Here is a 24704-nt window from a genome sequence, read left to right as displayed (position 1 = left end):
TCAGATGTCGAGCAACGCCTCGCCGGCGAAGGCCGCGCGTTCGGAGATGAAGGCGAAGCGCGCTTCCGGCTTGTTGCCCATGAGGCGTTCCACAAGGTCGGTGGTGGCCGCCTGCTCGGCATCCGCGATGGCAATGCGCTGGAGCGTGCGCGTGCGCGGGTCCATGGTGGTTTCCTTCAGCTGCGCCGGCATCATCTCGCCGAGGCCCTTGAAGCGGCCCACATCCACCTTGCCCTTGGCCGAAAACTCCTTTTTCAGCAGCTTTTCCTTGTGGGCGTCGTCCCGCGCATAGAGCGTCTTGGCGCCTTGCGTGATGCGGTAGAGCGGCGGCACGGCGAGGAAGAGGTGGCCGTCCTCGATCAGCTTCGGCATCTGCCGGAAGAAGAAGGTGACCAGCAGCGAGGCGATGTGCGCCCCGTCCACGTCGGCGTCGGTCATGATGATGACCTTCTCGTACCTCAGGTCCGCGTCGCGGTAGTGGGAGAGCGTGCCGCAGCCCAGCGCCTGGCCGAGATCGGCGAGCTGCTGGTTCTGGGCCAGCTTGTCCCGGGTGGCGCTGGCGACGTTCAGGATCTTGCCGCGCAGGGGCAGCACGGCTTGCGTCTTGCGGTCGCGCGCTTGCTTGGCCGAGCCGCCGGCCGAATCGCCCTCGACGATGAAGATCTCCGAGCCGGCCGCCTCGGTATTGGAGCAGTCGGCCAGCTTGCCGGGCAGGCGCAGCTTGCGCACGGCGGTCTTGCGGGAGACTTCCTTCTCCTGCTTGCGGCGCAGGCGCTCCTCGGCGCGGTCGATGACGTGCTCAAGCAGCCGGCTGGCCTGCACCGGATTGGCGGCGAGCCAGTGGTCGAACGGGTCGCGCAGGCCCTGTTCCACGATGCGGGCGGCTTCGGCGGTGGCGAGGCGGTCCTTGGTCTGGCCCTGGAATTCCGGCTCGCGCACGAACACCGAGAGCATGGCGGCGCAACCGGTGGTCACGTCATCGCCGGTGATGAGCGAGCCGCGCTTGCCCTGGCCGGAGCGCTCGGCATGGTCCTTCAGCCCCTTCAGCAGCACCGCCCGCAGGCCGTTCTCGTGAGTGCCGCCATCGGGGGTGGGGATGGTGTTGCAATAGGAGGAGATGGAGCCGTCCGCGTCCGCTACCCACGCCACCGCCCATTCCACCGAGCCATGGCCCTTCGGCTTCTGGATGCGGCCGGAGAAGATGTCCGAATGCACCAGCGTCTGGCCTTCGAGGTCGGCGGCAAGATAGTCGCGCAGGCCGCCGGGGAAGCGGAAGCTGGTCTTTTCCGGAACGCCCTCGATGCCCTTCAGCAACTCGGGATCGCAGGACCAGCGGATTTCCACCCCGCCGAACAGATAGGCCTTGGAGCGCGCCATGCGGAACACGCGGGCCGGCTCGAAGCGGGCGGACGGGCCGAAGATCTCGGGGTCGGGATGGAAGCGCACGCGGGTGCCGCGCCGGTTGGTGATGCGGCCGACTTCCTTCAGCTTGCCCTGTGGCAGGCCCTTGGAGAAGCTCTGGCGGTAGAGGGTCTGGTTGCGCGTGACCTCCACCTCGAGGTCGTCGGAGAGCGCGTTCACCACCGAGATGCCGACGCCGTGGAGGCCGCCCGAGGTCTCATAGACCTTGCTGTCGAACTTTCCGCCGGCGTGCAGGGTGGTCATGATCACTTCGAGGGCCGACTTGCCGGGGAACTTCGGGTGTTCCTCCACCGGAATGCCGCGCCCGTTGTCGGAGACGGTGAGGTAGCCGTCGGCGGCCATCTGCACCTCGATGAAGGTGGCGTGCCCGGCCACCGCCTCGTCCATGCAATTGTCGATCACCTCGGCGAAAAGGTGGTGCAGAGCCTTCGAATCGGTACCGCCGATATACATGCCCGGCCGGCGCCGCACCGGCTCCAGCCCCTCCAGCACCTCGATGTGGGCGGCGGTGTAGTCGGTGTCCATGGCAGGCACGGCGGCAGGCACGGCGGCAGCGGCCGTCTTGGCCGGCGTCTTGGCCGGCTTGCCGGCGGGCTTCTGACGCGGGGGGGAGCCGAAGAGATCGTCGGATTGGGACATGGAGCCTGATTAACCGAAGTGGAGGGGCGAGGGCAGTGCTATTCGTCGCGTCGGCCCCGCCTGGGTGCGGCGCATCATGGCCGCCGCCGAAGAGTGGTGCGCCGGCGCCCCGGACGCAAGCCCGAGCCTTGCAGTGCGTAAGCTTGGCGACTGCGGACCCGACCATTCTGTGACCCGAAGAACAACAGAGGATGATACCAATTTCGGCTTGAAGCGGAGTCGAATAGGTTGCAATGCAGCGTAACCGAAATGACATATTTTGAGGTTAGCGAAGTAATCGAAGAGCGGGCAAATGGTACCATCTCGGCGCGATGCGATGTTGCAATTTGAGAACTTGAACGTTTTTCTTTAATGTTTATAGTGAGCACCTCGACGGGTTCCAGCCCGGGAGTACGTAAAGTGTGCGCAATTTCGGTTGCGGTCGTAGACGACCATCCAATCGTTGTCGAAGGGATCGTGACGGTTCTCGAAAAGACGGGGACTTTCAGCGTTGTCTCGACCGGCAGCGGTGTGGACGACATTCTCGGGACCGCCCAGAGCCACGGACCCGACGTGATCGTCGTGGATCTCACCATGCAGGGCGATGTGATCGGGGCGGTCGCCCGGGTGCGCGAGGCGTTTCCGGCGACCCGCATCGTGATCTTCACCGCCTCCAACAATGCGGAACAGGCCGCCAAGGCCCTCAGCGCGGGGGCGTCGGCCTTCGTGCTGAAGGGATCGCCGCAGGGTGACCTGATCCAGGCCATCACCTGCGCCATGGCGGGGGAAACCTACATCACCCCGAGCTTCGCGGCGCGCATCATCGCCGAGCTGGAAGCCAAGGCCCGGCAGCAGCGCGCCCGGCAGGCCATGCACCTCTCCATCCGCGAGGACCAGATCGTCCAGCTCCTGCTGCTCGGCAAGAAGAACAGCGAGATCGCGCGGGCGCTGGCCCTCAGCGAGAAGACGGTGAAGGGCTACATGTCCACCCTCATGCAGAAGCTGCATGTGCGCAACCGCGTCGAGGTGGTCATCGCCGCGCAGAACCTCAACGGGACGCCTGAGGCCGGTGCCCAGGTGTCCAGGCATAGCGCCTGAGCGACACGCAGCGCCTGAGCGATACCCTCTCTCGGCCCCGGCGAAAGACCGGGGCCGCTGGTCACGCCCGCGCGGCGTCGAGCGTAACGCTCCCGGCATCGGTCGAAGACAAATGGCCTCTCACTGCTCGCGGAACGCCCGGTTGAAGTGGTCCGTCAGCGGCTTCGCCAGATAGGCGAGGGCGGTGCGCTCCACGCCGGAGATAAACACCTCCACCGGCATGCCCGGTACCAGCTCCCGATCGCCCAGCTTCGTCAGGTCGTCATCAATGGCGATCTCCACGATATAGGACACCATCCCGCCCACCGGGTCGCGGATGGTGGCCGGCGAGACCTGCACCACCCGCCCGCGCAGTTCGGGCGTGGTGTTCTGGTTGAAGGCGGAGAAGCGCAGGCGGGCGGGCTGGCCGCGCTCCACCTGGTCGATGTCGGTGGGCGCCACCTTCGCCTCCACCCGCAGGCGGGCGTCGGCGGGCACCAGGGTCACCACCTTCGCGGCCGGGGTGATGACGCCGCCGATGGTGTAGACGCTCAGTTCGTTGACCCGGCCGGTGAGCGGCGCGCGCAGCTCGGTACGCGAGAGCCGGTCCTCGATCACCACGCGCCGGTCGTTCAGCTCGGAGATGCGGGACTCCAGCGTCCGCAACTCGCGCTGGGCTTCGGTGCGGGCATTCTGGTCGAGGGCGATGATCTGCAGGCGGGCATCGGTGATGCGCACGTTGGCGCGGGCCATGGAGGCCTCGATCTCGCCCTTCTCGCCGTTGATCCGCGCCCATTCCCGGTTGAGGGCATGGACCCGGCTGCCGTCGGTCAGGCCCTTGTTGAACAGATAGACCACCTTTTCCCGCTCAAGGCCGAGCAATTCGGTTTCCTCGATCTTGGCGGAGCGGCGGGCATTGAGCCCGCGGATCTCCTCGCCGGTCTGGATGATGGCGAGTTCCAGTTGCTCGGACTGGCTCCGGCGGGTGAAGCGGTTGCCGTCGAACAGGCGGGCCTCGTCGCGGGTCACCATCGTCACGTCGGGCGCGAGGGTGTGGATCTCCTTGGGGAATTCGATGCGCTCCAGCCCGTCGCGCTCGGCGAGGAGGCGCGCGCGCCGCGCCAGTAGCTCGATGAGCTGCACCCGCACGATGGACAATTCCGCCCGCGAGGCGGTGTCGTCGAGCCGCAGCAGCACCTGCCCCGCCTGCACCAGGTCGCCTTGCTTCACGGCGATCTCGGCGACGATGCCGCCGTCGCGGTGCTGCACCTCCTTCAGGTTCTGGTCCACCGTCACCGTGCCTTGCGCGATCACGGCGCCGTTGAGCCGGGCATAGGTGGCCCATCCGCCGCAGCCGGCGAACAGGAAGACCGCCAGGGCGAGGCCGGCCACCACATGGCTGCGGAGCTGGAAGATGGGCTCGTCGCGGGACAGATCGCTCTCCTTGCTCATGGCGTCTCTCCGTCAGGCCAGGGCCAATGCGTCGGGGGTGGGGACCGGCGCCGTGGCGTCGGTGTCGTCCGGCGGGGGGAGGGCCTCGGCCGGCGCGGCGGCGGCGAGCGGCGTCGCCTCCGCCTGGAACGCGTAGGGCCGGGTGTCGCTTTCGCCGCCGTAGGCTTCGGTGAAGAGCTGGTCGGGTTCTCCGGTCTGGGTGGTGGGGCTGTCGGTGATCGGCGACGCATTGACCTGGAGCTTGTCGCCCACCTGGAGGTCGACGATCTGGCTGACCGATTGCTGGGAGGTGTCCGCGGGCGCCGTGTCCGCGAAGACGAAGCTGTCCGCCTCGACCTGCGCGAAGGCCGCCACGGCTGCGGTGTCCCCGCTCGCGCTATCGGCTGGAGCGGCCTCGGCCTCCGCAGCGGCGGCCATGGGGGCCGGGTCCACGGCCGGCGCGTCGGTCACGGCCGGGGTGATCGCGACTTCGACGGGCGTTGCCGGAGCCGTCTCGATGGCGGGGGGAGGGGTGCCGACCGCCGGGTCGCCCTGGGTGGGTGCCGTAACGTCGCCCCCGCTGGCGAGGGCGACGCCTTCGCCAGCGGGGGCCGCCTCCACGAGGACGGTTTCGGACGCGACCGTGTCCGCCGCGGGGGTCTCGGTGGCCGGCGTCTCGGTGGCGGCGGCATCCGTGCTCCCCGCGTCGGGATGATTGGCGCGGGCCACGACCGCGGCGACCCCGGCGAGGGCGACCTCGGCGGAGTCCCCATCGGTGCCGTCCGGCTCGTCTCGGTCCGCAGCGGGCAACGCGGCGAAGGTGGTGGACGGCAGGTCGAGGCGGCTTGCCGCGATGCCTTCCGGATCGATGTCGAAGACGGCGTGCTGGGGCACGCCTGCCATGCCGTCCGAAACCACATAGCTGAGGGTGACGCGCTCGGCCGTCTGGGGCGCCAGATAGACCCAGCCGCCGGTGGTCGGAACCAGCATGCCGGCGGAGACGACGACATTCTGGACATCCAGAGCCTGCCCGTCGGGATCGCTGGCGCCGGCCAGCAATGCCGCGAGCGGAATGAAGACCGCCTGTGCGACGGAGACATTGGGCAGGGGCACCGGGTCCCCGACCCGGGGCGGGCGATTGCGGCTGGTGTCGTCGTCACCCTCCTCGTCGCCTTCCGATGTGGCCGACGGGCCACCCCCGCCACCTCCACCACCACCTCCACCACCCCCCGCGGCAGGTGCGGGCATGGCTTTGCGCGGCGCCGGCCCGTCCGCCTCCGCGCGGCCGGGCCAGGGGGCGGGCAGGGGGGCCGCCTCGTCCGAGGGCTGCCGCATGGATGCGCCGGACCGGCCGAGACGGCCCGGCATGTCGGGCTGCATGGGCGCGTCGGCGAAAGCCTCCGTTTCCGGGAGGCGTGGCATGGATGGATCGTCAGTCTCGCCGGCCGGCGAATCGTCCTCCTCGGCGGTGGCGGACGCGGGCGACGTCTCCGGGGATGGCGCCTGCGGTTCGTCGCGGGGGGGCTCCGGCCCGGGCGGGGGCTCGGGCTTGGCCTCGGCGCCGGTGGTGCCTGCGGCGAGAAAGGCGAGCGCGCCGGCAAGGCTGGCGCCGACCATGGCGGCGATACGCCCGCCCGGCTTCTCGTCGTGGGTCCGGTAGATCTCGGCGGGTGCGCGTTGCGCGCCGCCGGCGCGGGTTCCCTTCACGATGATCATGTCACGCTCCCGAATTCACGCGCCCTGTTTCGTGCGCCCTATGTCATGCGCCCACGGCCTGAAGCGGCGTCTGGGCAGTGGTTTGGGCGGGGGCGACGCGTGGCTTGTCGGCCTGCCGGCCGTCCACCGCCTCCAGCCGCAACACCTCTTCCTTCGGACCGAAGGCTGCGAGGCGTCCGTTCTGAACCAGTCCGACGAGATCCACCGCGGCCAGCGCGCTCGGCCGGTGGGCCACCACCACGCAGATGCCGCCGCGCGTGCGGATCGCGGTGATGGCATCCCTCAGCGCCATCTCGCCGTCGGAATCGAGATTGGCGTTGGGCTCGTCCAGCACCACCAGGAAGGGGTTGCCGTAGAGCGCGCGGGCAAGGCCGATGCGCTGGCGCTGGCCCGCCGAGAGCGCCGCCCCCTCCGAGCCGAGGGGGGTCTGGTAGCCCTCGGGCAGGCGCAGGATCATCTCGTGGACCCCCGCGGCCTTCGCCGCCTCCACCACCGCCGCGTCGTCGCGGACGCTGGCGAGGCGCGAGATGTTCTGCGCCACGGTGGCGTCCAGCAGGCACACATTCTGCGGCAGGTAGCCCAGATGCCGGCCGATGGCCTCCTCGGTCCATTGGCCGATCTCCGCATCGTCGAGGCGCACGGCGCCGCGCAGGCACGGCCAGATGCCGGTGAGGGCCCGCACCAGCGTGGTCTTGCCCCCCGCGCTCGGCCCGATGATGCCGGCCGCCTGCCCGGCCCTGATTTCGAAGGCGACCTCGCTGAGCAGCACCTGGCCGTTGCCCGGCGCCGCCACGGTGATCTTCTCCACCTTCAGCGAGGCGCACGGGGCGGGCAGTTCGATCCGCTCCGGCAGCTTGCCGAGGGCGACGATGGTCTCCTTGAGGCGCCCGAAGGCTTGCCGCGCGCCCACGAAGCCGCGCCAGTTGCCGATGGCGAGGTCCACCGGCGCCAGCGCCCGGCCGCCGGCCACGGAGGCGGCGATGATACCACCCGCCGACATGTCGCCATGGATGGTGAGATAGGCACCGAGGCCGAGGGTGGCCGATTGCAGCACCATGCGCAGCACCCGCGACATGGCCCCGAACGCGCCGGTGATGTCGTTGGACCGGGTCTGCAGGGCGAGGTGCTCCATGTTGGCGATGCGGAAGCGCTCCACGGCATCGCCGGCAAAGCCCATGGCCTTGAGCACCTCGGCATTGCGGGCGTTGGAATCGGCGATGGTGTTGCGCACCAGCGCCGCCTTGCGCGTGTCCACCGCGAGCCGGCGCGACACCAGCTCGCTCGCCAGCGCCAGCACGGTGAGCACCACGGCGCCGCCGAGCACCAGCGCCCCGAGCCAGGGGTGCAGGATGTAGACGAAGCCCACGTAGATCGGCACCCACGGCAGGTCGAACAGGGCGCCGGGGCCGGTGCTGCCGAGGAAGTTGCGCACCGTGTCCACGTCGCGGCCGCGCTCGATGGCCTCGGTGGTGGAGAAGCCGAGGCGCGGCATGTCCACCACCACCTTGTGGGCGATGGGCGCTACCGACCGGTCGAAGCGCGCCCCCACCCGCACCAGCACCTGCGAGCGGATGAGGTCGAACGCCCCCTGGAACACATAAAGCCCGAGCGCCAGCACCGACAGCGCGATGAGGGTCGGGATGCTGCCGGAGGTGAGCGCCCGGTCGTACACCTGCATCATGTAGAACGAGCCGGTGAGCGCCAGGATGTTGATGACGCCGGAGACGATGAACAGGAACACCGCCATGCTGCGGAAGCCGGCCGTGAGCTTCTTCAGGTCGCGCTCGCGGGCCGTGCGGGATCTGGCGGATGTGCTGGAAGAGGTCGCCATGGTGGGCCGCCCTGATGAACCACTTTGAGGGACGCGGGGAAAAGGCGGGGGCTGGGGCGCCCCGGCCTTGGAGCCGGATCGGCTCGGATCAATCCGAGCCGATCCGGCTCCAAACCTAAGGAACGAGAACGCGGTGCCCGATCAGCTTGCGATGCAAGCTGATCGGCGCGTGCTCCAGGAGATCACAGCACGAGGTGTTCCGGTTTCACGTCGTGCCGCCCCGCGATCTCGATGCGGAAGTCGGCGGTGGCGTCGTCGTCCACCGACCCCTCGATGACGGTGACCTCGCCCGCCGCGCCGGTCTCCACCGTGACGGCGACCTGGGCCGGTCCGCTGAGCGGGCCATTGACCAGCGTGAAGGCCTGTTCCCCGGCCATGCCCCGGTCCGCGTCGATGGCGGAGAGGTCGAGGCGGTCGCCGGGCTCGAAGCCCAGGATCGTGTCGCCATCCGCCGCCCGCACCGAGCGGAAGACGAAGACATCGTCGCCCTCGCCACCGTCCATCGTATTGGCGCGGCGCCCCGCGACGATGGTGTCGTCGCCGGATCCGGTGGCCACGTTCTGGCCGTCGCGGTCGCCCCAGCCGCCGCGTCCATGGGCGTGGTGGCCGTGGTGGCCATCGCCCCTTTGATCGAGGGCGACCGTGAGGTCGGCGGTGGCATCGGACTGGTCCACCGTGAGGTGCGCCGGCAGGGGACGCGGGCCGTGGAAGGCGTCGGAGGCGTCCGGAGCAGGGGCGGCGGCGAGGGCGGCGAGGCCGTCATCGTCATCGTCCCGGGCGTCGTCCCTCCGGTCGAACCGCCCACGGTGGTGCCAATCCCCGTCGAGCCGTCCGGCGGCGGGTCCGTCGCTGCTGTCGTCGGTTCCGCTCGTGCCGGTGGTGCCGGCGACCTGCGTCGTGCCCTGGGCTTCGTCGTCTGCATGGCCCGGCCTGCGATCGTCGCCGAAGCGGTCGAGGAAGGCCGTGAGCTTCTCGACCAGCCCACCGAGGGCATCGCCGCCGCGCTCGCCGAAGAACTGCTCCAGGAACGCCGCGATGGCGGCGGCGGGAGTCTGGGGCGTAGATGGCGCCGGGGTGGTGGGAGTGTGGTCGTCGTCCTCGTCTTCGTCCTCTTCGTCGTCGTTTTCGGCGACCTCTTCGTCCTCTTCGTCCTCTTCGTCATCGCCGTTTCCGGTGGTGTCGTCCGGGTCTGCCTCGTCGTCGTCCCCGTTGTTTTCGGTCACCTCGTCGTCCTCATCCGCGCCATCGGGTATTTCGGTGTCGAAGACGCTTTCGGCGAGGCCCTCAAGGCCGGTATTGCGCAGGATGATGTCCGAGAACTCCTGGCCGTCGATGAAGTCTTCATAGAAGTCGAAGGCTTCGACGCGGTCCTTGTAGTAGAAGCGGTCGGCCTCCTGGAGGCGGTCGAACTGCTCATGCAGGATGGTCCAGAAGGTCTGGCCCACCATGCCGCCGTTCACATGGGTTTCGGCGAGGGCGCCCACCCACAGGTCGACCCGGTCGATGCCCTTGACGATCTTCGCCCCGTTGTCGCCGTCGAGGAGCGCGATGTCCGGATTGACGGCGACGAAGGCGGCGATGTCCTCCGCCGTATCCAGCACAAGGTCGGGATAGGCGGCCTTGAACTGGGCGATCACCGTGTCGGAGAGGCCGTTGCGCTGCTGGAAATCCTCCCAGGACGCATAGGCCGTCATGGCGCCGGCGAAGCCCACCGCCTCCTGCACATAGGGGTCGGTCGAGGCGGCCAGGTCCATGCGGACCTGGTTCAGCGTGCCGAGGCCCACATCGCGGCCGCGGGCAAGGTTGAAGGAGAACAGGTCGGCGTTGAGCCGCACCAGGTCGTTGCGCACGGCGTCCACGATGTTGAAGTCCACCGCCTCCGCCGGCTGGCTGACGATGCCGCCGAGGATGGCGTTGACGCCCAACTGCTCATAGCCGGGCTGCGGCGTGTAATAGGCGGTGGGATCGGTGGTGAACGCCTCCGCATCGTTGGTGGGGTTGAGGAAGGCGTCGAACAGCGCCACCTGCTTCGGCTGGCCGTTGGCGTCGAGCACGGTCAGCGTCTGGCCGATCAGCGAATGGCCGAAGCGGTAGGCGGCCGCGGCGAACTCGTGGGAGATGCCGGGGTCGGCGTCGGGATTGTAGCCGCCATTGCCGTGGTCGCCGTCGCCGCGCATGCCGCCGAGCAGCTTGTCGGCGAACTCGGTGAAGACCACGCGCTGGTATTCGGCCTCGTTGAGCACCTTGGCGGCCTCGAACAGCTCCTGGTCGGTGCCGTCGAACCCGGCTGCCTTGAGCTGGTCCACATGGAAGTTGTGGTTCCGCGCCCAGATGGTGTGCACCGAGGTGAGGGCGAAGTTCTCGTTGGTCCGTCCGTCGCCGGCCACGTAATTGTCGAGCAGGTTCATGAACGGATTCACGTCCAGCAGCAGGGCCTGGCCTGAACCCATGAAGTCGCCGGCGAGCTTTGCCACCACGTCCGGATTGAAGCTGCCATCCGGATTGAAGAGGTCGGCCGTGACCCCGGGCGAGACTTCGAGATCCGTGACGTAGTCGCGGAAGGCGACCGTGCCGCCGGGCAGCGACGGGTCGGTGAAGACCGTGTTGTTGTCCCAGTGGTGCTGGAGCGCTTCCCGCAGGGTTGGCAGCAGGGCGAAGGTCGGGCTGGACGGGTCCGGCGCGCCCTTCAGCAGGTAGGACGAGAGCCCGCCCTCGCCATCGCCCTGCCGCAGGAACTGGCCGACGAGCCCGTGCGAGCCATAGGCCTGGTTCTGGTCCACGAAGGCGGTGGTCTTGTTGACGTGCTGCGGCGTGCCGTCGGCATCGAAGCCCACCACCTCGGCGCGGGTGAGGTCGGCGGGATTGCCGGAGCCCGGCGCCCCGGTCCCGGCCCCGCCGATGGCGATCTTTCCGTTGGCCGCGTTCTTGGCGATGAAATCGAGGCCGTGGTCGAAATACTGGCCGAACGCCATGAAGAAGATGTTGGCGCCCTCGGCATTGGTCGGCAGGCCCGCTTCCTGGGTGCCGATGAGGTTGGAGATGGTCCGCGGGTCAAGCCCGTCGTAGATCGGGTTGAGGGCGCGGTTGCCGGTCGCGGGGTCCTCGTCCCCGTAGCGCGCCTGGGTGAGGCGCAGGAACAGGGTGTCCGACTTGCCGTAGTCCGGGTTGTCCACATTGTTGCCGGCGCCGGAGATGGCGCGCGGGCCAAGCGCATGCTCGGCGTCGTCGTCGTCCGGGAACGGCAGGACGCCGGAGATGAGCTTCTTCAGCCCCTCGATGTCGCGCGGGGTGAGGGCGAAGGCGCCGGTGGGGCCATCGCCTTCGCTGCCGCCGGAGCCGCCGCCACCCGGGTCGGTTCCGGTGGCGCCGGCGAAGCTGATGGACGCTCCGTCGAACACATCCTGCGGCCGCGCCGTGCCGATGACGGTGTCATTGCCGCCGTTGGAGCGGAACACCACCCGGTGCGCCGAGGTGAGGGCGCTGATGTCCACCGTGTCGTCGCCCGCGCCGCCCTCCAGCGTGATGGTGCTGGTGGAGAGCGATGTGGTGCCGAAATTGCCGTGGGGCACGAAGGTGTCGCCGCCGCCGAGGCCGTTGATGACGATCTCCTCGATATTGTCCAACTCGGCGATGATCGCGGCATTATTGGTGCCGTTGCGGGTGATGACGATCTCGGTGGTGCCGGCGAGCCCGGTGATGCCGGCGGCCGTGGCCTGCGCCACCGTCCAGATGTGGAACGTCTCCGCGGTGCTGTCGCCGGCCACATGGACGGTGTCTGTGCCCGTGCCGCCATCCATCAAATCGCGGCCGTCGCCCACCCGCCACAGGATGGTGTCGGTGCCGGCGCCGGCGTTGGCCGTGTCGTTGCCGGCGCCGCCCACCAGGATGTCGTTGCCGCCGTTGCCGTTCATGGTGTCGTTGTTGGCGAAGCCGAGCAGGATGTCGGCGCGGTTGCCTTGCAGGATGCCGGCGCCGCCGGTGAGCGTGTTGGTGGCGCTGGTGACCACGGTGTAGTCGGTTCCGGCAAAGCGCATCCGCTCCACGCCGTTGACGGTGTCCGTGCCCTCCGCCCCGGTGAGGTCGGTGACCACGAGGTCGGTGCCCGACTGGCCGAAGTTGAAGTTGCCCGGCCCGCCGGAATAGACGGCGGTGTCCAGCGCCCCGTCACCGCCGCGCAGCGTATCATTGCCGGCGCCGCCATTGAGGGTATCGCTGCCGCCGAGGCCGTCGAGCACATCGTTGCCGGCATTGCCGTTCAGCGTGTCGTTGCCGCCGGCGAGGCCGAAGAGGCCGCCGGGGTTGCCGCCGGTGGCGATGTCGTCGCCGGCGGTTCCGTTGAAGGTGTTGTTGGTGGCGTTGGCGCCGACGAACAGGTCGCCCACCACGCCGGTGGCCGCGGAGGTGACGCTCTCGCTGTAGCCGTCGCCATCGGTGAAGGAGACGGCGACGCGCAGCAGCGCGCCCACCTGGGCCTGGGCCGGCGTGAAGGTCGGTGCCGTGCCGCCCTGGGCCGCGGCGATATTGGTCCAGGTGGCGCCGGCGTCGGTGGAGACCTGCCACTGGTAGGCGAGCGGCCCGAGGCCGTTGGCATCGGTGATGCCCGCCACGTTCACGGTCAGCGCCTGCCCCTCGGTGGGGGTGAGGTCGTTGATCGCGGGCGCGCCGGCGGCGGGGCTGTTGGGATCGGGGAAGAGGTCCGCGACAGTCACAAGGCCGTCGGCGAACTGGATCAGCTCGATGTTGCTCAGCCGGTCGGTGTCGTCGGAGACGCGGGCGCGGCCGGTCCTCGGATCGATGACCCCGGGGGTGACCGTGACATGGGTGACCGTGACCGTGCCGTCGTCATTGGGCGTGAGGGTGTAATTCTCCTGGAGGTCCCAGAAGACGGCGGTGTCGGTGGCGCCGGGGGTGGTATCGGTGAGCACCTCGCGCACGATATGGAGCTGGGAGGGCGAGATCTGGCGGTCCACCATCAGCTCGAACACCGATTTGCCGGCCCAGTCCGCGTTGGCGAAATCCGCCGGAAAGACGTGGGCGAGGCTGTCGATGGTGGCAACCTCATTGGCGGCGGTGTTGGTGGCCCCCGGCGCGGTGATGCGGATGCGCACGTTGAGCCAGGCGTCGCCGTCCAGCACGTCGTTGCCGCCATTGCCTTCCAGCAGGTCCGAGCCGCCGCCGCCGAGCAGGATGTTGCCGCCGGTGAAGGCGATGATCGCCTCCAGCTCCGCCGCACTCGCACCCACGGGAGCCGCCGCCACCAGCGGGCCGAGCAACTGGCGCAGGCCGTCGATGCGGTTGACGCCGGCCTGGGTCAGCTCGTCGTTGAAGAAGACGCCCTCGTTGACCGCGGTCACGGGGACGCCGGGCACCGGCGGCGTCGCGGTGCGGTCGTCGCCGATCAGGGTGTCGTCGTTCTGCCAGCCGGACAGCGCCTCCACCTTGTCGAAGCGGTTGCGCAGGATGTCCTGCTGCTCGGTGGTGAAGATCTGGATGCGCATGTCGGCATAGCCGTTGATGTTCGCACCCTGGAAGGTGGCCCAGTCGAAGCCGAACATGCCCTCGTTGCGCATGACGCTCTCGCCCTGGACCATGATGTCGTCGCCGGATTCGGCGTCGAAATCATGCTCGTCGGAGCCGGCGAACATCACGTCGTGGCCGAGGATGTTCGAGTTGAAGAACAGCTGGGAATTGTCGCCGGCGGTGGTGTCGAAGCCAGCGCGGGCCTCGATCCAGTCGTCGCCTTCATTGCCCATCAGGAGGTCGACGCCGGCGCCGCCGAGGATGAAGTCGTCGCCTTCGCCGCCGAAGACTTCGGTGTCGTCCACGCCGACGAAGATGGCGTCCTTGCCGGTGCCGCCCATGAGAATGTCGAGGCCGTTGGAATTGGCGATCACGTCGTCGCCGGCCTCGCCCTTCAGGAAGTCACCGGTGTCGCCGGAATCGGTGATGATGTCGTCGCCGGCGCCGCCATTGACGAGATCCACGCCCGCGCCCGACTCGATGCGGTCGTTGCCGGCGTCGCCCCAGATGGAGTCGTCGCCGAAGTCGGCGATGATGATGTCATCCCCGTTGGTGCCGCCGAAATTGACGTGCTCGCCGCCGGTGAAGCGCAGGTAGTTGGTGTCGAGGCCGGGGGTGGCCGGGTTGTCGCGCTGCACCTTGCCGAGGCCCATGCCCTCCAGCACCGGGTCGTTGCCGGTGGGGTCCGGCTCAAGCTGCATGGCGGCGTTGACTTCAAGGTAATGGTCGTAGCGGGCGAAGACGTCGATGCCCAGATGCCGCGCCACGATGTCGTCCGGCGTGCCGCGGATGCCGTCCGGGCCGGGATCGGCAAGATCGGTGTTGGCCAGGATCACCTTGGAGAAGGAGTTCTGCTCCAGGGCGTTGAGGAAGTTCAGGCCCTGGGTGCGGGTGAGATAGTAGAAGCGGTCGCCGTCCTGCAGGTTTTCCAGCTGCGCCTCGAACACGGCGTTGAAGGTGGAGCCGAGCATGCCGCCGAACGGCATCTCCTTTTCCGCCAGGCCGCCGATCCAAAGGTCGATGGCGTTGACGCCGGTTTCCGCCGCCGGCCCGTTGAGCCAGGCGAGGCGCTCGGCCTTTTGCTCGACGGTCTCACCGGCGACGCCGAACACAAGGTCCCACGCCGCCGCGCGCTTGTCCTCGGACGTGGTGGCGGCGGTGATGCTGGCGTGGGTGCCGTAGGCGGCGATGAAGTTCACCACCGACAGCGGGTTCTTCAGGTTTGCCGCGAACTCCACCCAGTTCTCGTAGGGCGTGAGGAAGCTCGATCCGGTGGCGGCATAGAGCTGCTCCCGCGCGTCGTTCAATGTGGGAACGCCGGTGTCGCGGCCGCGGGCGATGTTGATGGCGGCGAGATCCAGCGGCAGGCCCAGCAGGTTGTTGCGCAGGGCGCCGGTGACGAACTCGTCGATTTCGTTGCCCTGCTGCATGGACATGCCATGGATGAGGGCGGCGGTTGCCTCGTCCGCGGTGCCGAGCCCGGCGAAGGCGGTGGGGTTCAGGAAGGCCTCGATGAGGCCCATCTCCGTCACCTGTCCGTTGCCATCCACCATCGCGATGTTCTCAGTCAACATCGAGTGGCCGAAGCGATAGACCGTGTGTGCGAACTCCGCGAAGATGGCCGGATTGATGTCGGTGACGCTGTTGAAGACAAACGGGTCGATGGCCGGCTGGATCTTGCGTGCGAATTCTTCAAACACCAGATGCTGGTATTGCATCTCGGTGGCGAAGCGGGCCGCCTGGAACAGGCGCTCGCCGTCCCAGCTCAATGTATTTGCGTAGTCGAGCTGCTCCAGCTTGGTCATTTCGGCGAAGCCCGCCGGCAGCTCGGAGATGTCACCGGCCAGCCATTCGTTGATGAAGGCGGTGTCGCCGGACGTGAGAATGGTGAGCTTTTGCGCGTCCACCTGCCGGTTGTGCTCGGAATGGAACACGTGATGCACGGCGGTGAGGCCGATATTCTCGTTCCCGCGCCCGTCGCCGGTGATGTAGTGGAGGTTCAGCAATTCCCCGTCATAGGCGCCGGGCTGGAGCGCCACCTCGGCCCCGTCGATGACGCCGTTGCCGTCGAGGTCGCCGTTGACCACGCCGTCGGCGTCCTCGGTCTTCAGCGCCCCGGTCTGGCTATTGATGGGGCTGGCCGCATGGGCGATGTCGTCGAGGAAGGCATGGCCGGTGCGGATGGCCGCCGCCGTGAAGGTGTTCACCGGATTGTCGGCCGTGCCCGATACGACCGCGTCGTCCGCGGTATTAGGAATGCCGTCGACGCCGACGCCGACGATGACCTGCGCGTAGCCGTCCGCGTTGGGGATGAAGCGGCCATAGGCGTCGGTGCGCAGCAGGGGCAGGTTCACCACGTCGCCGTCGGTGAGCTCGATGCCCAGCATCTCCCGCGCCTGGGTCTTCACATCGCCCCAGGTGGGCAGGCCGCCATCGGTGCCGTTGAGCAGCCGGCCGGTGGCCACCGTCTTGCCGTCGGTTCCGGTTGCATATTCGCGCAGGAACACCTGGTGGGAGGGGTGGGAGGTGTAGGTCTGGTTCTGGTCCACGAAGGGCGTGGTGGTGTTCACCGCCTCGTGGGTGGTGTCGTCGGCGGTGCCCATCACGCCATCCGCCCCCGGCCCCGCCACCGGGGTGGAGCGGGTGAGCACCATGAAGGCGTTCTGCGGCGAGACCTCGTCGCCCGAGCCGGGGATGCCGTCCGGCCCGTGGGTGACGAGCGGGTCGTCGGCGGCCAGCGGCACGAAGATGGTGCCGTTGCCGCCCTTGGAGATCAGGTCGAGGCCGTGGTCGAAGAACTGGCCGAAGAAGGTCATCCAGCCGCTGAAGGGCGCCGACAGGCCTTCGTCCGGTGCCACGTTGGGGATGACGAGGGAGCCGTTCTCCTGCTCAAGGCCCTTGGCGGCCAGCAGCACCTCGAAATCCGCCTGCGCCTGGTTCTTCGCCGCCTGGTCGGCGCCGGGATCGGCGAGCACCGCCATGAGCGCGGCATGGCCGTCGCGCACCTGTTCGAGGTCGCCGCCGGCGCCGTAGATGGTGGTGGAGCCGGCGAAGGTAAGCGCGGCCACGATGGCGGCGGGATTGTTGAAGCTCATGTCCGCCACGAGGTTCGAGATGAGCCTCGGGTCGGCGTCCGCCACATTGCCGGCGGCGCCATAATCGGTGTTGGTGACGGTGCCGCCCGGTCCGAGGTCCATCTGGTCGCCGTCGGCGTCGTTGATGAAGTTGGGGTCGAGCATGCGCGGCATGGGCTGGTCCGCTGCGCCCCAGGTCTCGCGACCGTCAACGATGTTGTTGTAGGTGCCGTCCACCGTGCGCAGGCCGAAGGGCGTCTTGGGATCGGGAATGGCGAGTGGCGCGTTCGGGTCGAACGCCGGCGAAAGGTACCAGGCGGGATCGGCGATCACGGCGCCGTTGGCGTCGAGCCGGATTTCCGTCAGCGGGATACCCGCCGCATGGGCCTCCGAAATCTTGATCTGCTGCAGGATGAATTCGAGATCATTGCGGACCAGCTGGACCATGACGCCCTCCGTCGGTGGCGGCCCCCGCACGCGGAAATCCTTCCCGGCAGGGCTCAAGACTTTCAGCAGCGCGGGGACGTTTCGCGGCGGCCACTATTTCTTTGGCCCAAGGCGAAATTGCCGCTACCCTGATTGCATCAGTCGTTGTGATGGTGAACAGGTCGTGGAAAACGAGATAGACCAGAAGGTCTCACGCTCTGGACCCGCCCATTACCGGGGAATCCCTAGTTCTGTTGGTCGGGGCATGAACCGACTTTGGTCGGTACTACGTCTCGAGACTTTGGTCGGTCTGTGGCGGCGGCTTGGACTGCGCACCCAGTTCCTGCTGGCCGCCTCGCTCATGTTCGCCGCATCCATGCTGGTGCTCGGCGCGTGGATCCAGGGTCGCATCGAAACCGATTGGCGGCAGAGCGCCATCGCCGCCACCGGACGCTTCCTCGACGACGCGCTGGGCGATCATGTGGGCGAACTCATGTCCCATCCCGATCCCAGGTCCGGCGAGGCCGCGCGGTGGCTGACCGCCAAGATCGGCGGGAGCCTCGGCAAGGAGTTCGTGGCGATCACGATCTGGGATACGCAGGGGGTCCAGGTTTTCTCCACGCGCCGGCGTGCCATGGAGGAGGCGCTGCCGCCGGAGGTACGGACCGGCGTGCTTGCGGGCGAGACCGTGGTGCGATCGGGGGGGGCCGCATTCCACGCCGAGCGCAGTGCCTACATGCGCGTCTATGCCCCGGTCCGCGATCCGGCGACCGGCGCGGTGGCTGCCATCGCCGCCGCGGACCAGCGCAGCGACGAGATCGATCGCCTTGCGCGTGCCGAAAGCCTGAAGACCTGGCCCATGGTGGGCGCCGCGACCGTGGCCATGGTCGCATTCCTTTATCTGCTGGTCATCAACGCGGCGGTGACCATCGACCGGCAGCGGGCGGCCCTGGTGCGGCAAGCGCAGCGTGCGCGTCTGCTCGGGCGGCGCAGCGCCGTGCTGGCGCGCCTCGCCGAGCAGGCGCGCCACGATGCCATGGTCGCCATCGAGAAGACCCTGGCGCGGGTGGGCTCCGACATCCATGACGGGCCGATCCAGCGCCTCGCCATCCTCGCCCTGCGGCTGGGGGAGAGCGAGCCCGGGCGGGGCCTTGAGCCGGGGCGGGACCCTGAGCCTGGGCGGGGCCTTGAGCCCGGGCGGGGACTGGGCGCCGAGCTGCAGCAGGTGGTGGACGAGCTGCGCGACATCACCACCGGCCTTGCCCTGCCGGAACTGGAGGACGAGAACCTTGAGGGCGTCATCCGGCTCGCCGTGGCCGGGCATGAGAAGATCACCGGCCGTCCGGTCGCCCTGCGCCTCGGTGTCCTGCCGCCCCAGGTGCGCAAATCCGTGAAGGTGAGCGCTTTCCGCATCGTGCAGGAGGCCCTGTCCAACAGCTTCCGCCACGGCGGCGGTGCGGGGCAGGCGGTGCAGGCGCAGGCGCGCGAGGGCTATCTGGTCCTCACCATCAGCGATGCCGGGCCCGGCTTTCCCGATCCCCCGTCGCCGTCGGGCGGCGCGTGGCCCTGCCTCGCCAGCCTCGCCAGCCGGGTGGAGGCCATGCGTGGCGAGATCCGTCTGGCGCGCGTGGCGCCCCATGGCGCGCGGGTGGAGGTCTTGCTTCCCCTCGGCCTTCGCCCGCCCCGCGCCGCCGGCCCGCCTGATACCAATGGCCCGTGAGCTTTGCTCATGGGCCATTGCTCAAGCCCGCGCGGCGCTTGAGCGGACCCACGTGAGCGGACCCACTTGGCATCGGTCAAAGACAAAAGGCCGATGGTATTTGAGCCTGTTCGGCAAGCACCGGTTCGCCGAACAGGCTCTAAACCTCTGTTTCATCGCAATTCCGGACGAAAACCGCGTCGCACTTTGCTGGAATTGCTCTCGCAAGGGGAGGGGCGCAACCCCCGCTCGTCCGGCGACCCTGCCGGCACCCCGCCGGCGGTTTGGCCGGAACTGTGGGCGGTGTGTCCTTCATTCGTCGCAAAAAGCGGTGTAGACAGCGTCGCCCGGCGCCGGCGCAGAAACCCCCGCGCGCCGGTGATGGAGAGCCAGCATGGCGGACGCAAAGGCACGGATCGCAGTTCTCGGCGCCTCCGGCTACACCGGGTCCGAGCTGGTGCGCCTGCTGCTGCGCCATCCGCGCGTGGAACTGGTGGCGCTCACCGCCGACCGCAAGGCCGGCCAGACCATGGCCGAGGTGTTCCCCCAGTTCGCGCCGTTCCCCCTGCCGAAGCTCGTGACCATCGACGAGGTGGATTTCACCGGCGTCGACCTCGTGTTCTGCGCGCTGCCCCATGCCACCACCCAGCTGGTGATCAAGAAGGTGTTCGACGCCGCGCCCGCGGTGAAGGTGGTGGACCTGTCCGCCGACTTCCGCCTGAAGGACCCCGGCGCCTACGAGCAGTGGTACGGCCACCCGCACCAGGCGCTGGAACTCCAGCAGGAAGCGGTGTTCGGCCTCGTGGAGATCTATCGCGAGGAGATCCGCAAGGCCCGGCTCGTCGCCAATCCCGGCTGCCATTCCTCCACCGCCATCCTGCCCATCGTGCCGCTCCTGGAAGCCGGCGCCATCGATCCGGAGAGCATCGTGGTGGATTCCAAGACCGGCATGTCGGGCGCCGGCCGTTCCGCCAAGGAGGCCATGCTGTTCTCCGAGGTGTCGGAAGGCATCCACGCCTATGCGGTTTCCGGCCACCGGCACATGGGCGAGCTGGACCAGGAATTTTCCAAGGCGGCGGGTCGTCCCGTGGCCCCCATGTTCCTGCCGGTGCTGGCGCCCATGAACCGGGGCATCTACGCCACCATCTTCGTGCGCACCACCGGCGTGCGGGCCGAGGACCTGCATTCCATCCTCGCCGATTATTACAAGGGCGAGGCTTTCGTGCATGTCCTGCCGTTCGGGCAGGTGCCCCAGTCGCGGCACGTGCGGGGCTCGAACATGGTGTTCCTGGGCGTCGCCGCGGACCGCAATCCGAACCGCGCCATCCTCGTCTCCACCCTGGACAACCTGGTGAAGGGCGCCTCCGGCCAGGCGGTGCAGAACATGAACCTGGTGCTCGGCTTCCCCGAGACCCTGGGGCTCGACCAGATCGCCCTCATGCCGTGATGCGAAGGCGGCGGCGTCCCCGGTGGGCGCCGCCTCATGGCTGCAGCCGGGGCCGTGCCTATGGCGCTTTTGACGGCCTCCGGCGCAGTCTGATAGCCTCCGGCGGCATGGACACGTTGCCGTACAATGGCGCGATCACCGCCCCTGCACCCCCTTGCGCGCAGTCACCGGACTATCGCACCGCCAGTCTTGCGGCGACATCTTCGCCATCACCCCATCAAGACAGCGGCGGTCTTTTTCGTCATCGATTTCTACGATCTGATCCGGCTTTATTGATCTGGTTGTATTGAGCGGGCACCTCTCCCCCGTTATGTTGCGGCGCACAAGCGGGCGGGGGCGGGCACCGATGGCGGACGCTGACGGGCGAGTGATCGCCGTTGCCAACATGAAGGGGGGCGTCGGCAAGACCACCACGGTGGTCATGCTGGCGGAAGGGCTGGCCGAGGCCGGGCACAGGGTGGTGGTGCTCGATCTCGATGCCCAGGCCAACGCCTCCTACTGCTTCGCCCCGGACGAGCAGCTGAAGACCATCCTGGAGCAGCGCCGGTCGGTGACGTCCTTCCTCGCCGACCGGCTGCTCTACGGCGAGCGCGCCCCCATCACCGACTATCTGGCGCAGGACATTTCCCACGTCATGAAGGCCGGTGTGCCGCTGGCCATCGACATGGTGGTGGCCAGCCCCCGCCTGCGCCTGCTGGAGCGGGAGATCGTGCTGCGGCTGACCGAGAAGAATTTCGGCATCCGCTCGCTGGAAGGCCAGTCGCTGAAGGTTTTGCAGGAGGCGCTGGCCCTGCTGCGCGCGCGCTACGACTATGTGCTGTTCGATTGCGCCCCCGGCATCTCCGCCTTTACCGAGGTGGCCATCCGCCTCTCCGACATGGTGGTGGTGCCCACCATCCCCGACTATCTGTCCACCCTCGGCTTTGATGCCTTCCGCGCCTCGGTGTGGGAGAATGCGCACGTCACGCGCTCCACGCTGCCGCAGCCCAAGCGGCGGCCGGTGGTGCTGGCGAGCCGGGTGAACGCCAACAAGATCCAGCACCGCGAAACCCTCGCCAGCCTGCGCGAGGAGGCCGCGGCGCCGGATGCGGTGTTCGAGATGTTTGATCTGGAGGTGGACAACCAGGCCGCCATCGAGCGGGCCATGGATCCCGAGAACTTTCCCTATGCGCCGACGTTCGAGCAGAAATGGAACCGGGCGCTGGATCAGGTGCGCGACCTCGTGAGCGAGACACGGAGACGGCTCGATGAGTGAGGAAACCGATTTCTTTCGGCTGATCGGGGCCATCGGCGGCAAGGCGGCGCTGTTTTCCGCCGCCGGCAACGTGGCCCGCAAGGCGGTGAACGAGATCGTGCGTGCCCAGCTGGTTGCCGAAGGCACCGGCCTTGAGGGCGTCCGGCAGATCCGCGCCCTGCTCGGCCCGGCGGCCTTCGCCGAAGCCCTGGACGGCGTGCCGGCGCCCAAGGCGAAGGCGCTGCTCGCCCGCGTCGATCCCCATGGGCCGGCGCTCGCCCAGCCGGGGGATCGCATCAAGGCGCTGCTTGCCCTGGCCGATGCCAGCCGAGCGCCGAGCGCGCTTCCGGAAAAGCCGGCGAAGAAAGCCGCTTCAAAGAAGGCAGCTCCGGTTCCGAAGGAGCCCGCCGCGGAAGCCCCCGCGCCGCGGAAGCGCAAGATCACCGGCCGTGCGGCGTTGCGGGTGAACGAAGAGCGCTGAGGCGGCCGGCCGGTCCGCGCATTCCTCACGCGACCCTGTCGTCAGGTCTCCAGAGCATTTTCGAGCGAAGTGGATGCCGGTTCGCGTAAAGAAAATGCGTTCTCTTTCCTTAAGTTTAGAGGGCGATTCGCCGAGCAAATTGGTTCAATTTGCTCGGATCGCGCTCTAGAAGACGACCGGTAGCTGCAATGCACCGTCCCATTTCGGCACGCCCCGTGTGATGGGCCGGTACCCAGCGCGAACACAGCAGGACCGAATCAGCTGCGGACCGGGCTTCACGCTCTGTTCTTCCGCGTCTTCTCGATCAGCGCAGGCGGGTCATTTCAGCCGGCCGGGACCAGGCCCCGGCTCAGTCTTCCAGGCGGAACTTGCGGAAGTCGCGGTGCTCGGTGGCCATGCGGCGCACCGTGCCGGTGGCGGCGCGCAGCACGATGGTGTCGGTCTCGATCATCTCGCGGCTGAAACGCACGCCTTTCAGCAGCGCCCCGTCGGTGACGCCGGTGGCGGCCACCAGGCAGTCGCCGCGCACCATCTCTTCCAGTTTGTAGATCTTGGCGCCGTCGCGGATGCCGAGGGCCTTGGCCTGGGCGCGTTTCTTCTCGGTGTCGAGCACGAGGCGGCCTTCCATCTGCCCGCCGATGCAGCGCAGGGCCGCCGCCGCCAGGATGCCTTCGGCCGCGCCGCCGAGGCCGAGATAGATGTCGATGCCGCTCCCGTGCGGGTTGGTGGTGTGGATCACCCCCGCCACGTCGCCATCGGTGATGAGCTTGATGGCGGCGCCGGTCTTGCGCACCGCCTCCACCAGCGGCGCGTGGCGCGGGCGGTCGAGGATCAGGGCGGTGATCTCGGACGGCGGCACGCCCTTCGCCTCGGCCAGCGCCTGGATGTTCTCCTGCGGGCTCTGGGCGAGGGAGACGATGCCGTCCGGATAGCCGGGACCGATGGCCAGCTTCTCCATATAGGCGTCGGGCACCTTCAGGAGGGAGCCGCGCTCGGCGAGGACCAGCACGCAGAGCGAGCCTTCCATGTTCTTGGCGCAGAGGGTCGAGCCTTCCAGCGCATCCACGGCGAGGTCCACCTCGGCGCCGCCGGTGCCCAGCTTCTCGCCGACGAACAGCTGGTCGCATTCGCCCTCGATGCCCTCGCCGATCACCACCGTGCCGGAGACGGGAATGAGCTTGAGTTCCCGATGGCAGGCCGCCATGGCGGCGAGGTCGGCCGCCTGCTCGTCGCCACGGCCGCGCAGCCGCGCCGCGGCCACCGCGCAGCGTTCGGTGACCTGCGCCATGTCGAGGGCGAGGCGGCGGTCGAGCACCTGGGGCATCCGGGCAACGCGCATGGCCGTCAATCCTTCTCGATGCGGATCACCTGGGGCAGGGCGGAGATGACCCCGTCGGCCTCGATGGCGGCAATGGCGCGGCGCACGGCTTCTTCCGTGGTCGCATAGGTGATGAGGATGACGCGGGCGGTCTCCGCCCCGTCAGGCCGGCGTTGCATGATGGATTCCAGCGAGATCTGCTCGTCCGCCATGCGCCGGGCGATGGTGGCGGCGGTGCCCGGCTTGTTCACCACCGCAAGGCGGATGTAGTAGCCGCCCTCGTGGCGCTGCATGGGTGCGCGCTCGGCCCGGGTCAGCTCGGCCACCGGCAGGCCGAAGGCGAAGCCTTTGGCGCCGCGGGCCACGTCGAACAGGTCGCCCACCACGGCCGAGGCGGTGGCCTCGCCGCCGGCGCCGGGGCCGACCAGGGTCAGCGCCACCGCATCGCCGTCCACCGCCACCGCGTTGGTGACGCCGGACACCTGGGCGATGGGCCAGTGCTTGGGCACCATGGTGGGATGCACCCGCTGCTCGATGCCGGTGTCGGTGCGAACGGCGACGCCCAAGAGCTTCACCCGGTAGCCGAGATCATCCGCCGCCTCGAGGTCGGCAAGGGTGAGCTGGCGGATGCCCTCGATATAGATGGACTCCGCGTCCACCTGCGTGCCGAAGGCGAGCGAAGTGAGGATGGCAAGCTTGTGGGCGGTGTCGAAGCCGTCGATGTCGAAGGTGGGGTCCGCCTCCGCATAGCCCAGCCGCTGCGCCTCCGTGAGGCAGACGTGGAAGGAGAGCTTCTCCTCCGCCATGCGGGTGAGGATGTAGTTGCAGGTGCCGTTGAGGATGCCCGACACGCGCTCGATGGTGTTGCCGGCCAGCGCCTCGCGCAGGGTCTTCACGATGGGGATGCCGCCCGCCACCGCCGCCTCGAAATGAAGGCCGGCGCCGGAGGCTTCCGCCCGCTGGGCGAGATCGACGCCGCATTTGGCGAGCAGCGCCTTGTTGGCGGTCACCACCGGGAGGCCGCGGTCGAGGGCTGCGGCCACCGCCGCCCTGGCCGGGTCGCCGTCGCCGCCCATCAGCTCCACGAACACGTCGATGTCGCCGTCGCGGGCCAGCGCCACCGGGTCGTCGAACCAGGCCACGCCGTCAAGGTCGAGGCCGCGGTCGCGGCTGCGGTCGCGGGCCGCCACCGCCGTCACCTTCAGGGTGCGGCCGGTGCGGGCCTGAAGCTCGGCCTTGCGGCGTTCGAGCATGCGGAACACCGCCGCCCCGACGGTGCCGAGGCCGGCAAGGCCCACTTTCAGTTCGCTCATGGGATCGGACCGGTTCTTCGCCTGATGGAAAGCGCCGCGCTTTTAGCGCGCGGCGCCCGGATGCACCACTCGTCCCAACGGCTCCGGTCTTCGACCG

12 protein-coding genes are annotated in these 24704 nt (G+C 68.6%); 5 read left to right on the top strand and 7 right to left on the bottom strand.

Going from position 1 to position 24704, the window contains the following annotated elements; translation table 11 throughout:
* On the bottom strand, positions 1-2061 hold the full coding sequence (parE, locus tag V5F48_RS17735; RefSeq protein ID WP_394259787.1) for a DNA topoisomerase IV subunit B: 2061 nt from the start codon (positions 2059-2061) through the stop codon (positions 1-3).
* Positions 2062-2412: 351 nt separating this feature from the next.
* On the opposite strand from parE, the gene V5F48_RS17730 reads away from it, so the two are divergent.
* Complete coding sequence (locus V5F48_RS17730) at positions 2413-3138, top strand: response regulator (RefSeq protein ID WP_394259786.1); 726 nt, start codon at positions 2413-2415, stop codon at positions 3136-3138.
* A gap of 120 nt (positions 3139-3258) precedes the next feature.
* Here the strand turns inward: V5F48_RS17730 and V5F48_RS17725 are convergent, their stop codons facing one another.
* From V5F48_RS17725 to V5F48_RS17710, 4 genes are all read right to left on the bottom strand, one after another.
* On the bottom strand, positions 3259-4569 hold the full coding sequence (locus V5F48_RS17725) for an HlyD family type I secretion periplasmic adaptor subunit (protein ID WP_394259785.1): 1311 nt from the start codon (positions 4567-4569) through the stop codon (positions 3259-3261).
* A 12-nt stretch (positions 4570-4581) separates the two neighbouring features.
* Positions 4582-6264: a cadherin-like domain-containing protein gene (locus V5F48_RS17720; RefSeq protein WP_394259784.1), complete on the bottom strand. Its 1683-nt coding sequence runs from the start codon at positions 6262-6264 to the stop codon at positions 4582-4584.
* 43 nt (positions 6265-6307) lie between these two features.
* Positions 6308-8095: a type I secretion system permease/ATPase gene (locus tag V5F48_RS17715; protein ID WP_394259783.1), complete on the bottom strand. Its 1788-nt coding sequence runs from the start codon at positions 8093-8095 to the stop codon at positions 6308-6310.
* A 182-nt stretch (positions 8096-8277) separates the two neighbouring features.
* Complete coding sequence (locus V5F48_RS17710; RefSeq protein ID WP_394259782.1) at positions 8278-17136, bottom strand: peroxidase family protein; 8859 nt, start codon at positions 17134-17136, stop codon at positions 8278-8280.
* Between the two features lie 244 nt (positions 17137-17380).
* Between V5F48_RS17710 and V5F48_RS17705 the strand changes: the two genes are divergently transcribed.
* The 4 genes from V5F48_RS17705 to V5F48_RS17690 all read left to right on the top strand — a co-directional run bounded on the left by V5F48_RS17705 (position 17381) and on the right by V5F48_RS17690 (position 21976).
* The gene (locus tag V5F48_RS17705; RefSeq protein WP_394259781.1) at positions 17381-18835 is read left to right on the top strand and encodes a sensor histidine kinase; all 1455 of its coding nucleotides are present in this window, start codon (positions 17381-17383) and stop codon (positions 18833-18835) included.
* 373 nt (positions 18836-19208) lie between these two features.
* The gene (gene argC, locus V5F48_RS17700; RefSeq protein ID WP_394259780.1) at positions 19209-20261 is read left to right on the top strand and encodes an N-acetyl-gamma-glutamyl-phosphate reductase; all 1053 of its coding nucleotides are present in this window, start codon (positions 19209-19211) and stop codon (positions 20259-20261) included.
* A gap of 346 nt (positions 20262-20607) precedes the next feature.
* Entirely contained in the window at positions 20608-21516 is a 909-nt protein-coding gene (locus V5F48_RS17695; RefSeq protein WP_394108140.1) for a ParA family protein, read from the top strand.
* Positions 21509-21976 (top strand): hypothetical protein, encoded by a 468-nt coding sequence (locus tag V5F48_RS17690; RefSeq protein ID WP_394259779.1) that lies wholly within the window; start codon positions 21509-21511, stop codon positions 21974-21976. The genes V5F48_RS17695 and V5F48_RS17690 overlap by 8 nt, the downstream gene beginning before the upstream one ends.
* A 349-nt stretch (positions 21977-22325) precedes the next feature.
* Here the strand turns inward: V5F48_RS17690 and glpX are convergent, their stop codons facing one another.
* Both glpX and V5F48_RS17680 read right to left on the bottom strand, forming a co-directional pair.
* The gene (glpX, locus tag V5F48_RS17685; RefSeq protein ID WP_394108142.1) at positions 22326-23315 is read right to left on the bottom strand and encodes a class II fructose-bisphosphatase; all 990 of its coding nucleotides are present in this window, start codon (positions 23313-23315) and stop codon (positions 22326-22328) included.
* Positions 23316-23320: 5 nt separating this feature from the next.
* Complete coding sequence (locus V5F48_RS17680; protein WP_394259778.1) at positions 23321-24607, bottom strand: homoserine dehydrogenase; 1287 nt, start codon at positions 24605-24607, stop codon at positions 23321-23323.
* Between the last annotated feature and the right edge of the window lie 97 nt (positions 24608-24704).

This window comes from Xanthobacter autotrophicus ATCC 700552 (assembly GCF_043194565.1).
GTDB classification, from domain to species: Bacteria; Pseudomonadota; Alphaproteobacteria; order Rhizobiales; family Xanthobacteraceae; genus Xanthobacter; species Xanthobacter autotrophicus_F.
This window is presented reverse-complemented; position numbering and strand designations above follow the sequence as displayed.

Excerpts from the sequence above, each read along its gene's own strand:
- parE (WP_394259787.1), bottom strand. The coding sequence starts at position 2,061 with ATGTCCCAATCCGACGATCTCTTCGGCTCCCCCCCGCGTCAGAAGCCC.
- V5F48_RS17730 (WP_394259786.1), top strand. The coding sequence starts at position 2,413 with ATGTTTATAGTGAGCACCTCGACGGGTTCCAGCCCGGGAGTACGTAAA.
- V5F48_RS17725 (WP_394259785.1), bottom strand. The coding sequence starts at position 4,569 with ATGAGCAAGGAGAGCGATCTGTCCCGCGACGAGCCCATCTTCCAGCTC.
- V5F48_RS17720 (WP_394259784.1), bottom strand. The coding sequence starts at position 6,264 with ATGATCATCGTGAAGGGAACCCGCGCCGGCGGCGCGCAACGCGCACCC.
- V5F48_RS17715 (WP_394259783.1), bottom strand. The coding sequence starts at position 8,095 with ATGGCGACCTCTTCCAGCACATCCGCCAGATCCCGCACGGCCCGCGAG.
- V5F48_RS17710 (WP_394259782.1), bottom strand. The coding sequence starts at position 17,136 with ATGGTCCAGCTGGTCCGCAATGATCTCGAATTCATCCTGCAGCAGATC.
- V5F48_RS17705 (WP_394259781.1), top strand. The coding sequence starts at position 17,381 with ATGAACCGACTTTGGTCGGTACTACGTCTCGAGACTTTGGTCGGTCTG.
- argC (WP_394259780.1), top strand. The coding sequence starts at position 19,209 with ATGGCGGACGCAAAGGCACGGATCGCAGTTCTCGGCGCCTCCGGCTAC.
- V5F48_RS17695 (WP_394108140.1), top strand. The coding sequence starts at position 20,608 with ATGGCGGACGCTGACGGGCGAGTGATCGCCGTTGCCAACATGAAGGGG.
- V5F48_RS17690 (WP_394259779.1), top strand. The coding sequence starts at position 21,509 with ATGAGTGAGGAAACCGATTTCTTTCGGCTGATCGGGGCCATCGGCGGC.
- glpX (WP_394108142.1), bottom strand. The coding sequence starts at position 23,315 with ATGCGCGTTGCCCGGATGCCCCAGGTGCTCGACCGCCGCCTCGCCCTC.
- V5F48_RS17680 (WP_394259778.1), bottom strand. The coding sequence starts at position 24,607 with ATGAGCGAACTGAAAGTGGGCCTTGCCGGCCTCGGCACCGTCGGGGCG.